A 12,243-nucleotide genomic window follows, 5' to 3' on the forward strand; every position below is an offset into this window, starting at 1 on the left:
ATCGGCACACGATAACCACTCTTGAGTAAATAATCTGTTAAGCAGATCGGTAATGCAGGTTGCCAAAATGGCTTTCAGGAGGGGGGCTGCTCCTCGGGTTGATCCAGAACAAATTGCCAGTAACGATAATTGTTATCATTGTCATTATTTGCTGATAATAGTGACCATCATGAATCTGACCACTTCCATGACCGGTATTGCCACGCCGGATCCCCTCAAGTTTGCTTTTAGCGCCAAGACCTCGGCTCACGCCAGTCGGGGAGGGATGGGCCCCTTCCCGCTGGATGAGGCTGGCTGGCAGAGCTGGTGGCAGCGAGAGAGTGAAGCGGAGGAGCGCGCCCTCTACATCCATATTCCGTTTTGCCGAAAGCGCTGCAGCTTCTGCAATTTCTTTGAAAATGGCGCCAATCCGGCGCGGATCAACCGCTATGTCAACGCCCTCTGTACCTCTCTTGCGCAGGCGGCTGACACCCCGCTGGCGCAGAGCATGCCGTTTTCAGCCGTCTATGTAGGGGGCGGTACGCCGACCGACATGAGCGCCGACGAGCTGGCCATGCTGGCCGCCGTGATCCGCCGTTTTCCGTTGTCGGCCGATGCCGAGGTGACGCTGGAGGGGCGGCTCAACGGCTTTGATGATGAGAAATGGCAGGTGGCGCTGGCGGGGGGCTTTAACCGCTTCTCCTTCGGGGTGCAGAGCTTTGATACCCGGGTGCGTCAGCAGGCGGCCCGTTTCGATGACAGGGAGACGCTGCTGACCCGTCTGGGTGATCTGACCCGGGATGATGCGGCTGTGATCGTGGCGGATCTCATCTTTGGTCTGCCCGGTCAGGATGATGCCGTGTGGCAGCAGGATATCCGCGATGTGATAGCGAGTGGTGTACACGGGGTCGATCTCTACCAGCTCATCGCCATGCAGGGCACAAATCTGGAGCGGGCGCAGGAGAAGGGCACTCTGGATTGGCTCGCCGATGGCCAGCAGCGGGCGGCCATGTATGCCTATGGCGGGGCGCAACTGGAAGCTCACGGCTGGGAGCGTCTCTCTTGCAGTCACTGGCGGCGCAGCCCGGCCGAGCAGAGTCGTTATAACCAGATGGCCAAGCGCGGTGCGGAGATCCTCCCCTTTGGCGCCGGTGCTGGGGGCAGCATTCTTGGCCACGGCTTGATGTATGGACGGGATCTGGCCCCCTGGCATGACGCGTTGGCCAGTGGCAAGCGGGCGCCCGGGATGGTGATGGGACGCAATCCCAATGCAAGGATGGACGGTCTGCTGCGTGGCGCCCTCGACAGTGGCGTGCTGGCGCTGGATCGTCTGCCAGCGCCTTTGCTGACCCATCTGATGCCGCTTTTTGCCGCCTGGCAGCAGCACGGGCTGGCCGAGATCGAGAACGCACGGTTGCAACTCACCCTCGCCGGCCGCTTCTGGAACGTCAATATGCAGGCTGGCTTGTTCGAGTTCTTGCAGCTCAATCCGCTCGATGGTTCAGCGCCGCCCAGCCATGGTACCGCCGCGGTGCGCCATTCGCTGGTTTGAGCCCGAGCGGAGCATTTGCACGGAACACTTGCACGGCTCCGTGCGATCCATAACGAAAGAGGGAGCCTTAGTGGCTCCCTCTTTCGGCTTGGCAGTTAGCGTCGTGCGAGCTTACTCGTCGCTGCTCTCCTGATAGCTGTCGCGCATTGCTTTGGGCAGACGGCGCATCGGCGCAAAGCCGATATCCTCGCCCACCACTTCCCGCTTGCGGGACTTGTTTTGAGGAGACTGGGCGGGATTTTTGCTGGCGTCACCCTTGGCTTTGCCCTTGCCTGCGGCTGGCTTGCCCTTGGCATTGCTGCTCTTGGCGTTGGCATGGCCGCGAGCCCGAGGCGGGTTTTGCACCGGCTTGCTACCCGGCAGAGTCTGGCGACTCGGCTTGCCGCTTGGCTCATACCCTTCCAGGATCTCTACGGACAGGGATTGGCCGATCAGGGCTTCGATCGCCTTGAGCTGACCCAGCTCGTCCTGGCTGACCAGCGAGATGGCCTCGCCGCCACGACCGGCGCGGCCGGTACGGCCGATACGGTGGATGTAATCTTCCGCCATCTGGGGCAGTTCAAAGTTGATCACGTAGGGCAGTTGATCGATGTCCAGACCGCGGGCGGCGATATCGGTCGCTACCAGCACCCGCACCTCGCCACTGCGAAAATCGGCCAGCGCCCGGTTGCGGGCACCCTGGCTCTTGTCACCGTGGATCGCCACGGTATTGAGACCATCTTTTTGCATCTGCTGGGCGAGGCGGTCGGCGATCTGCTTGGTGCGAACAAACACCAGCACCCGTTGCCAGTTGCCACGGCCAATCATGTGGGAGAGCAGCTCGCGGCGGCGTTCCCGATCTACCTGAATGATGCGCTGGGTCACCTGCTCGGCGGCAGTATTGCTGGGGTCCACCTCGATCAGGGTGGGGTCGTTCAGCAGGTCATCCGCCAGCGCCTTGATGTCGTTTGAGAAGGTGGCAGAGAAGAGCAGGGTTTGCCGCTCTGCAGGCAGCGCCTTCATGATGCGGCGGATGTCGACGATAAAGCCCATGTCGAGCATGCGATCCGCTTCATCCAGCACCAGCACTTCCAGCTGGCTCAGGGTCAGGGCGCCCTGGGTCAGCAGATCCAGCAGACGGCCCGGGGTGGCGACCAGAATGTCCACCCCCAGCTTGATGGCGTCCAGATTGGGCTTGATGCTGACACCGCCATAGGCGATCAGAGTCTTGAACGGCAGGTGGTGGGCATACTTGATGATGCTCTCGCCCACCTGTGCCGCCAGTTCGCGGGTCGGGGTCAGTACCAGTGCGCGCACCTGACGACGGCCACGACCATGGTTGGCCAGCAGACGCTGCAACATCGGCAGGGTGAAACCGGCCGTTTTGCCTGTGCCTGTCTGAGCGCCGCCGAGCACATCCTGACCGGCCAGAATGGCCGGAATCGCTTGCTGCTGGATGGGGGTTGGCTGTTCGTAACCCAGCTCCTTGACGGCCCGCAGAATATGCGGAGACAGACCCAGTTCGTTGAATGACATGTTCGAGAGAAACTCCTGAGATGAGCCTTTGGCTCAACGGGCAGCCAGCGTGTTGGGGCCAGCCACGATATGGAAATGATAACGGGGCCGTAATATAGCAAAAGACCGGCCGATGCGCAGTAGCTGTCGCACCGGCCGCCATACAATCGTTCAACGCAGTGGCGTAAAACGGTGCGGGAGCATCAGAGCATCTCGCGGATCTGCTCGGCCAGACTCTCCGGTTTGGCCTGGGGGGCGAAACGCTCCACCACGTTGCCATCGCGGTCGATCAGGAACTTGGTGAAGTTCCATTTGACGTTTTCCAGCCCAAGAAAGCCCGGTTTCTGTTGCTTGAGCCACTGGTAGAAGGGGTGGGCATGCTCACCGTTGACATCGCACTTGGCCATGATGGGGAAGGTGACCGGATAGTCGAGGGAGCAGAAGCGGGCGATCTCGTCCGCATCCCCCGGCTCCTGCTGACCGAACTGGTTGCAGGGGAAGCCCAAAATCACCAGCCCCTTGGGGCCGAGCTCCCGATAGAGCGTTTCCAGCCCTTCATATTGGGGAGTAAAGCCGCAGCGACTGGCCACGTTGACCACCAGCACTACCTTGCCCGCCAGTTGAGTCAGCGGGTAGGGGGTACCATCCAGTCGTTGCAAAGTGAGATCGGGCAGAGGCATATGAAGATCCTTTCGTGGGGGATGCGCGGGTTGTGCCGTGAGTGGTTCGGTCGGTGACAGAGACAAGCGCCGGATGAACAGCAACATGGCGATGCGGATACGGTATCGGCTGGCTCTTGGCACCGCAAGGAGGCCGCGGCGCCTCCTCGTACCGATTGCAAGGGCCATCACAGTTTCGACAGCCAATACGCCTGTTGGCGGAGCGGGATCACAACTGGCGATAAAAAGCGGGGAAGCGAGCAGCAACTCGCGTATTGATGTTGGGACTTCTCAAGATAAGCAAACCGGTTTGTGACTTTGCCGGTAAGTCGCTACAAAGCGCCCTCTTTCCACTCATTGTGAGCCAATCTTGGACTATCAAGCTGCCATGGATGCCATTTACACCCGGGGATGGGTGATAGTGGATGATTTTTTGACCGCCGCCGAGGTGGATGCCCTCAAAGCCTGTTTGCCAGGCGAATGGCAACCGGCCGGGATCGGCCGTGACGCCCTGCACCAGGGCAATCCCGATATTCGCCGTGACCAGATCCACTGGCTGGAGCCCTCCCTCGGTGCGCCGGTGGCCGACTACCTCGCCCGGATGGAGTCCCTGCGTCTTGCCGCCAACCGGATGCTGATGCTGGGATTGTTCGACTACGAGGCCCACTTCGCCCGCTATCGCAGCGGGGATTTTTACGCCACCCATCGGGATGCCTTTGCCGGTCGCTCCAACCGCCGTCTTACCACTGTGTTTTACCTCAACAACGACTGGCTGCCCGAAGCGGGTGGAGTGCTGCGCATGTATGACGACAAGGAGCAGTTTCTGATGGATGTCAGCCCCAAGGGGGGGCGGCTGGTCATGTTTCTCTCCGAGGAGTTTCCCCACGAGGTGCTGCCTGCCAATCAGGAGCGCTACAGCATTGCCGGCTGGTTTCGGGTCAATGGCAACGGCATGGGAAGGGTCGATCCCCCGCGCTGAGGGGCAATGTGTCCCGATTTTGACACAGGGGAGACTTTTCACTGCAAGAAGTGGGGTCATGGGTCTCCCATCAGCTGACAAGGGTTGATCTCCCTTGCTACACTGGCGCGCACTTATGTTCGTATCTGGCTTCGTCCGGTTTTTATGGTGGTTGGCTTATCAAATGGTCATGACGAGGCCGCTTCTCCCAAGGGATCACATCTAATGAAGAACATGCATGTCTTGCTGCTGTGCGGCGGCGGTGGCTCAGAGCACGAGGTTTCTCTGCGCAGCGCCAATTTCCTCGAGCAACAACTGGGCCTTCTGCCCGGTGTCGAAGTGACCCGCGTCGAGATGTTCGCCGATCGCTGGCTCAGTGCCGATGGCCGCGAGTGCAAGCTGGGGCTCGACAAGCTGCTTTCGTTTGACAGCGTGGCCCGTCCGGTGGATTACGTGGTGCCCTGCATCCACGGCTACCCGGGTGAGACCGGCGATCTGCAATCCTTCCTCGAACTGGCCGGATTGCCTTATCTCGGTTGCGATGCCGAGGCGAGCAAGATCTGCTTCAACAAGATCAGCACCAAGCTGTGGCTCTCCGCCATCGGCATTCCCAACACCCCATACCTGTTCCTGACCGAACAAAATGACGCTGCGCTGGCCGAAGCGAAGGCCGCGCTGGCCAAGTGGGGCAAGGTCTTTATCAAGGCGGCCTCCCAGGGCTCTTCCGTTGGCTGCTACTCCGCCAGCAACGAAGCGGATCTGATAAAAGGCATTGCCGATGCCTTCGGTTACTCCGAACAGGTACTGATCGAGAAAGCGGTCAAGCCGCGCGAGCTGGAAGTAGCGGTTTACCAGTACGGTGACGAGCTGGTGGCGACTTATCCGGGCGAGATCTGCGTGCCGCAGGACAAGTTCTACACCTATGAAGAGAAGTACAGCAGTGCCAGCCATACCGAGACTGCACTGCGTGCCGAGGGGCTGACCCAAGCGCAGGCCGATGCGATCCACGAGTATGCCCTCAAGGCGTTCCGTCAGCTGAAACTGACCCATCTCTCGCGCATCGACTTCTTCCTGACCGAGGAGGGGGAGATCTTGCTGAATGAAATCAACACCTTCCCGGGCATGACCTCCATCTCCATGTTCCCGAAACTGCTGGAGCATCACGGTCACCGCTTCGCCGACTACCTTGAGCAGATCCTGCGCAAGGCCAGCTAAGCGTGCTCTCCCGCTCGCGGGATGAAGAAGAACCCAATAAAAAATCCCCGCCAATTGGCGGGGATTTTTTATGTCTTTATCAAGCGGGGCAGGCCAGCTTGAAGGGATAAACAAGCGGGGATGACTCTTCCCCGCCTGTTGCTACCTGTGGGTGTTACCGGTGGTTAGCCGCGAGCCACCCGAAAGCGCACGCTGCGGGAGTGGCAGGGCGCCAGCTCGCCAAACTCGCCTGCGGCCAGCTCAAGGGGCAGGGGCTGTTCGTCCATCCGCACCGCTTGCCAGTCGCTCAGGGGGTGTTCGCTGCTCACTTTGCCTCCCTCCAGCACCGCCTGCTCGCTCGGGTTGTAGACCCGGATCACCAGCGCCTCTTCATCCTCTGCCTTTTTCAGGGCGCTCAGCACCGGACCGGAGGGATCCATGGTGAGCAGACTGAACTGCAGCGGGGTGGTGAAGCTCGCCTTGTTGAGCTTCATGGCATCGAACGGGATTTTGTTGTAGCAGCGCACCGGGGTGAGGTAGCTGCGCGCCGCCTGCATCACGTTGGCGCTGATGTGATCGCCGGCAAACGCCAGCAGGCTGAAACGGCAGCTGAGTTTGCCGCGCACCTGAGAGTCCGGGGTGGGCAGCTTGATGCCGGAGGGGCGACCCGGGCGCAGCAGCAGCTCCTCTTTACCGAGTACGCCGACCCCGCGCAGCAGGGTGAGTGCCAGGGTGTCGCACTGCTCGCCAATCACTTCAAACTCGCGCAGACCGTCGCTCAGCACCGCCAGCCCCTGCTTGCCATCTTGCAGGGCGACGAAGTTCATCAGCTGCCAGACCGGAATGGGGGCCTCTTTCCACCCCTCCGCTTCCCAGTTCGCCATGGCGCTGTCGAGGGTGGGGCGGGTGATGCAGCCAAACTGGTTGTCAGAGACCACGGTGTCGCTCGGGAAGGGGGTGGGGATCAGCACTCGCACCCGGTGGTCATCGGCCTGATTGTCGAGCTCCAGCTCGATATCGATACGCGGGCTCTGGTGCGCCAGGGTGATGCGGCAGGTGACATCAAGGTGACCGCTGCACTGACGGTTGGCTCGCTCGGCGAGGTTGGCAGGCAATGCCATACGCAGTTTGAGCGTGGCGATGCTCTGCCATGCCTGATGGGTAACCTCGCGGGTCACTGCAAACTCGGTGGAGTAGCGCAGCCATTCGTCCCGCGACGGCGAGTAGTCATACTCGTCGCCATCATCGGAGCCCTCTTCCAGCGTGAGCACCTGATCGAAGGTGGTGCCGCGAAGCTTGTCCAGGATCTGCAAAGTGCCGTTGTCATTGAGGGCGATGCGGTAAAAATCGTTCTCCAGCAGCTCGCCGCTGGCCATCACCGGCTGCTCCAGTCCCGGCTGATTGCCCTCGATATGGAGAGTGCCGTAGCCCATAGCCGGCAGCGGATGGCAGAGCTGGATGTCGTACTCCATAAAGGGGTCGTAGTTGCCGTAGTGCACGATCTGTCTGTCTACCAAACCAGGATCAATCTCGCGCTTGGCGCGGATGAAGTAGGGAACCGGCTGGCCCGCCTCATCGCTCAGGGCAAAGGATTGGGCGCGAATGCGGATGCTGGTATTGATCACCTCCTGACGGGGGAAGGGCATCAGGTTGAACAGGCAGAGCTTGTCGGCCACCTGCACGCCGTCTTCACAGAGCGCCACCGGCATGTTGTCGACAATCTTGCGCATGTAGAAGCGGATCAGGTTCTCGGCCATGTCGTCGGCCAGAATGAAGCGGGTCATCACCTCCTGATGCACCTTGTCGCTACAGCAGCAGCCGATGCTGTCATGGGCGTGGTTCTTCATGATCTCCTTCCACATCTTCTCCAATAGCCCGTGGTGGTACTCGAAGCCGAGTGCCCAGGCGATGCTCGCCAGCGGTTCGAGGATGTTGACGATCTTGTTCTCGATGGCGGCGTGGGCCAGCTTGATGTCCATCCGGGTGGAGGAGATGGTGCGGTGAACCCGCATGTATTTGCCGTCGTTGAACTCCCCCTTGAGGGTGGCCAGTTGGTCGCGGCACGCCTCGATGCGCTCGAAGACCTGCTCGAAGCGGCTCATGTGGAATTCACGCTGGGGGTAGATCTCCCGCAGCTTGTCGATGATGGCGAAGATGTTCTGTTGCAGCGGCATCTGGTCATGGCCGTTAGGCAGCAGGATATCCTGGGTGACCGAGGCCTTCTCCAGCACCTCGAAGTAGGATTCGAGCCGCTTGCGCAGGCCCGCCTCATCTTCTGGCAGGTACTTGCCGATGGCGTAGCCGAGCGGCAGCACCTGGGCGGTCACTTCGCTGCCATCGTTGCTCTGCCAGAGGAACTCAGTCTTGTCGGTGCCGTGGCGTTCGGAGCAGCCGCGCCAGAACATGGCCCGATCGATCCCGAAGCCGTTGAAGATGTGGGGCAACTGGGAGGACATGCCGAACGAGTCGGGCAGGTAACCGATCTTCATCGGCTCGCCAAGGCTGAGGCAATCGCGCATCCCGTAGAGCAGATTGCGCAGGATGGACTCGCCGCTCACCTGCATGGTGTCGGTCTGGGTGTACCAGGGGCCGATGATGAGCTTGCCCGCTTCCACCAGTGCCTTCACCCGGGCCTTGTTCTCGGGCTGGATGGCGAAGTAATCCTCCAGCACCGCGGTCTGGCCGTCCAGCACATAGAACTTGTAGTCGGGGTCGGATTCAAGCCGCGCCAGGATCTCAGCCATGTTGTTGATCAGCAGGATGCGGGACTCCTCAGTGGTGAAGTACCACTCCCGATCCCAGTGCATGTGCGGTGTGATGTGAACTCGTGAAACTGTCATGACAATGATCCTTTGCTGACGCACGGCGGCCCTTGCCTGCCGTGCGGAAAAATAGTCTGTTGAAAAAGTGGTGGTGAAGATGAGCCTTACTCTGCGGCGACAACCTGATAGGTGCCGCGCTGCATGGCGTGACGGCGCCAGCCGATCAGCACCACAGTGGAGATAAGGGTGCCCACCAGCGCCGCACCGAGCCAGACGGCAGCAGCCATCAGGGCGCCGTGGCCGCCATCGTGGAGCAGGAACAGGGAGAAGATGCCAGCCCCCGGAGTAGAGAGACCAATCCCCATGGCACCCACCATGGCGCCGGTGACGACCGAGCCTGCGAGGAAGGAGCCGATCACCCGGATTGGATCTTCGATGGCCATCGGAATGGCACCCTCGGTGATCCCCGCCAGCCCCAGCAGCCAGGTGGACTTGCCGGTCTCGATCTCGAAGGTCTGGAACAGTCGCGGCGCCAGCAGGGTGGAGGCGGTGACGGTAAAGGCCGAGACCATCTTGACCGCGCCGAAGATGGCGTAAGGGTCGTAGACCCCGTTGGCCATGGCGCCGAGGCAGAAGGCGTAGGCCGCCTTGTTGACCGGGCCACCCAGGTCAAACGAGCACATAAAGCCGAGCAGGGCGCCCAGTACCAGCGCATTGGTGCCGGAGAGGCCGTTGAGCCACTCGGTGAGGCTGTTGTTGAGCCAGGCCACCGGCTGGCCGATGACAAACAGCATCAGGCTGCCTGCCACCAGGGTGCCGATCACCGGATAGAGGTAAAAGGTGAGAAAGCCGTTGAAGTTGGGGCTAAGGCGCACATGCTGCTTGACCCAGCGCATCAGGTAACCGGCGATAAGGCCGCCGACCACGCCACCGAGAAAACCGGAGCCAATCATGTTGGCGGCCAGTCCCGCCGCAAAGCCCGGGCCCAGCGCCGGTTTGTCTGCCAGCGAGTAGGCGGTATAGGCCGCCAGAACCGGCACCATCAGGGTGCCCAGCATGCCGCCGCCCAGCTTGCGGTACATCCAGAGCCAGGAGTTCTCGGTATCAAACAGATGTTGCAGGCCGAAGATCTGGGCCAGCAGCACAGAGACGGCGAGCACGGTACCGCCCGCCACGATCAGCGGCACGGCAAAGGAGATGCCGCTCAGCAGCGCCTGCTTGAGCTCGGTCTTGAGGCTCACCTTCTTGCCGGTCGGCGCATCGCTCTGGCTGGTGTTGGGCGTCGGGGCGGTGCGACCGGCCTTGGCCGCCTCCAGCGCGTCATTGAGGATCCGTTCGGCATGGCGGATGGGCTCGGCCACCGGCGTCTCGATCCGGGGGATGCCAATAAAACGCTCCTGCTCCTTGATGGCCACCTCGGCGGCGAAGATGCAGGCCACCGCAGCATCGAGCGCCTCTTGCGGCAAGCGATCCTCGATGCCGTTAGCACCCTGCTTTTCGACCAGAACCCGAATGCCCAGCTTGCGCCCCGCCTTTTCCAGATACTCGGCAGCCATATAGGTGTGGGCGATCCCCGCCGGGCAGGCGGTGACACAGACCACAGTGGGTTTATTTGTATTTAAGTTGTCTTCTTTTTCTGGTTGCTTGTCGCCATCCCCTTCACCATCGAGCAGCGCCATCAGCTGCTCGGCACTCTGTGCCGCCAGCACAGCCTCGCGGGTATCGTCATCCACCAGGGCGGTGGTGAGGGTGGTGAGCAGCTGCATGTGGGTGGAGCCCGCCTGATCGGTCGGGATCGCCAGCATGAAGATCAGGTTGACCGGCTCGGGGCCGTCGATCCCCTCCCAGCCCAGCTCCTCGCTCAGGGTCGCGACGGCAAAGGCCGCTTCGCGCACCGCATCGCACTTGCCGTGGGGCACTGCCAGCCCTTCGCCAAGGGCGGTGGGGCCCTGTGCCTCGCGGGCCATGACCGCAGCCAGAAAGGCAGCCTTGTCGTGCAGCTTGCCGGCCTGATCGAGCCGATCAGCCAGGGCATGAATGGCCGCATCCCGATCGGCAAACCGGGTTTGCAACGTGATGAGATGGGGGCCGGTAAGACTGGTCAGATTCATGATGATCCTCTGTCAGGTTGGCTTGCCAGCAAGCCGTCATGGTGAAAGTGACAGCGATGCTAACAAACCGGCCGACTGATTTTTGTGAGTGGTATCATACAATTCATTATTTGTATTGTTTTTGTATTGTTTGCTCAAGGTGATTTGTTAGGTCAAATGAGGCTGAGCCGTTTTGTCTGCCGGGCAACTGAGGTAGAATGGCGCCTCTTCCATTTATCATGGCGCAGAGCCGACGAGGTGGCCTTTCGTGTCGAAAAAACCCATGTATCGCCAGATAGCCGACACCATCCAGCAGTGGATTGCGCAAGGGGCGCTGGCCCCCGGCGATGCCCTGCCCACCGAAGCCGAGCTGCGCGAGCAGTTCGGGGTGAGCCGGGTGACGGTGCGCCAGGCCCTCAAGCAGCTGACCGAACTCAACGTCATCGAGAGCATTCAGGGGAGCGGCAGCTACGTGCGGCAGGAGAAGGTGAACTACGACATCTATCAGCTCACCAGCCTCTATGAGAAGGTGACCGATCCGGCGGCCGAGACCCACAGCGACATTCTCGCCTTCGAGGTGATCAAGGCGAGCAGCGAGCTGGCCGAGCGGCTCAATCTGCTGGAAGGGGCGCTGGTCTACTACGTCAAGCGGGTGCGTTTTATTCGCCAGATCGCGGTAACACTGGAGGAGACCTGGATGCCGCTCGCCCTCTTCCCCGACCTCAGCTATGCGGTGATGCAGGGCTCCAAGTACCACTACATCGAGGAGGTGAAGCAGCTGGTGATCGACCGCAGCGAGCAGGAGATCATTCCGGTGCTCCCCTCGGCGCAGGTGGTGGAGGCGCTTGGTATCGATCCTGCCAAGCCAATCATCGAGAAGGTCTCTCGCGGCTTCTTGCAAGATGGCACCGTGTTCGAGTTCAGTCGCAACTTCTTCAAGAGCGATGATTACAAGTTCACCCTGGTCGCCCGCCGCGCCAAGGGGTGAGCGGTCGCCAGCACCCGAGATAAAAAAGGCCACCACCGTGTTTGCGGTGGTGGCCTTTGTTTTTGGCTGATTGCCAGGCTGAATAGCAGATTGGCTGGTGGTTTGATGCAGCCGACCTACTGCGCAGAGTCTTTGATGATTTCCTCGACCCGCACCTGCAGGCTTCCTTGCGCCAGGGTGGTGACGAGCTGGTCGCCACTGTTGACCTGATCGGCGCGGCTAATGACTTCGCCGTGTGGAGTGCGGGTGATGGAGTAGCCGCGCCCCAGAGTAGCGAGCGGGCTCACCCCGTCGAGGCGGGCGGTGAGCATGGCGAGGCGGTGACTAGCAAGGTCTTGCCGCTTGGCAATCAGGGCATAGAGCCGCTCCTCGGCCAGCTGATGACGGCGCTTGCCAGCTGCCAAGAGGCGCTCCGGACTCTTGCCCTGCAGGCGCAGCTCAAGGTTGGTGAGGCGCCGCTCACCCTGATGCAGCCGCTGGCGCAATAGCTGCTGCAAACGGGTGGAGAGCTCGTCGAGTCGCTGGGATTGTTGCTCCAGCCGCCGCTTCGGATCCTGATGGTCGAGC

Annotated in this window: 9 protein-coding genes; 4 read left to right on the forward strand and 5 right to left on the reverse strand. The window is 61.1% G+C overall.

The window, feature by feature from the left end:
• The first annotated feature begins 169 nt into the window (after positions 1 to 169).
• The gene (hutW, locus tag AACR14_RS06285; protein ID WP_041201844.1) at positions 170 to 1,531 is read left to right on the forward strand and encodes a heme anaerobic degradation radical SAM methyltransferase ChuW/HutW; all 1,362 of its coding nucleotides are present in this window, start codon (positions 170 to 172) and stop codon (positions 1,529 to 1,531) included.
• A gap of 111 nt (positions 1,532 to 1,642) precedes the next feature.
• Here hutW and AACR14_RS06290 read toward each other — a convergent pair whose 3' ends face one another.
• Both AACR14_RS06290 and AACR14_RS06295 read right to left on the reverse strand, forming a co-directional pair.
• Positions 1,643 to 3,046, reverse strand: coding sequence for a DEAD/DEAH box helicase (locus tag AACR14_RS06290; RefSeq protein ID WP_005337040.1), 1,404 nt, complete (start codon positions 3,044 to 3,046; stop codon positions 1,643 to 1,645).
• A 182-nt stretch (positions 3,047 to 3,228) separates the two neighbouring features.
• Positions 3,229 to 3,705: a glutathione peroxidase gene (locus AACR14_RS06295; protein WP_019445549.1), complete on the reverse strand. Its 477-nt coding sequence runs from the start codon at positions 3,703 to 3,705 to the stop codon at positions 3,229 to 3,231.
• Positions 3,706 to 4,054: 349 nt separating this feature from the next.
• Here AACR14_RS06295 and AACR14_RS06300 point away from each other — a divergent pair, with 349 nt between their 5' ends.
• Both AACR14_RS06300 and AACR14_RS06305 read left to right on the forward strand, forming a co-directional pair.
• Positions 4,055 to 4,663: a 2OG-Fe(II) oxygenase gene (locus AACR14_RS06300; protein WP_019445550.1), complete on the forward strand. Its 609-nt coding sequence runs from the start codon at positions 4,055 to 4,057 to the stop codon at positions 4,661 to 4,663.
• 204 nt (positions 4,664 to 4,867) lie between these two features.
• Positions 4,868 to 5,857, forward strand: a complete 990-nt coding sequence (locus AACR14_RS06305; RefSeq protein WP_019445551.1) for a D-alanine--D-alanine ligase — start codon at positions 4,868 to 4,870, stop codon at positions 5,855 to 5,857.
• 164 nt (positions 5,858 to 6,021) lie between these two features.
• Here the strand turns inward: AACR14_RS06305 and mngB are convergent, their stop codons facing one another.
• Together mngB and mngA are read right to left on the reverse strand one after the other, a co-directional pair.
• Complete coding sequence (gene mngB, locus AACR14_RS06310; protein WP_019445552.1) at positions 6,022 to 8,676, reverse strand: mannosylglycerate hydrolase; 2,655 nt, start codon at positions 8,674 to 8,676, stop codon at positions 6,022 to 6,024.
• 86 nt (positions 8,677 to 8,762) lie between these two features.
• Complete coding sequence (gene mngA / locus AACR14_RS06315; RefSeq protein WP_019445553.1) at positions 8,763 to 10,709, reverse strand: PTS 2-O-a-mannosyl-D-glycerate transporter subunit IIABC; 1,947 nt, start codon at positions 10,707 to 10,709, stop codon at positions 8,763 to 8,765.
• A gap of 247 nt (positions 10,710 to 10,956) precedes the next feature.
• On the opposite strand from mngA, the gene AACR14_RS06320 reads away from it, so the two are divergent.
• Entirely contained in the window at positions 10,957 to 11,676 is a 720-nt protein-coding gene (locus AACR14_RS06320; protein ID WP_019445554.1) for a GntR family transcriptional regulator, read from the forward strand.
• A gap of 116 nt (positions 11,677 to 11,792) precedes the next feature.
• Here the strand turns inward: AACR14_RS06320 and AACR14_RS06325 are convergent.
• A partial coding sequence (locus AACR14_RS06325; protein ID WP_041201845.1) for an exodeoxyribonuclease VII large subunit occupies positions 11,793 to 12,243 on the reverse strand: 451 nt, incomplete at its 5' end.

The organism is Aeromonas sp. 159 (genome assembly GCF_963862045.1).
Taxonomy (GTDB): Bacteria; Pseudomonadota; Gammaproteobacteria; order Enterobacterales; family Aeromonadaceae; genus Aeromonas; species Aeromonas veronii.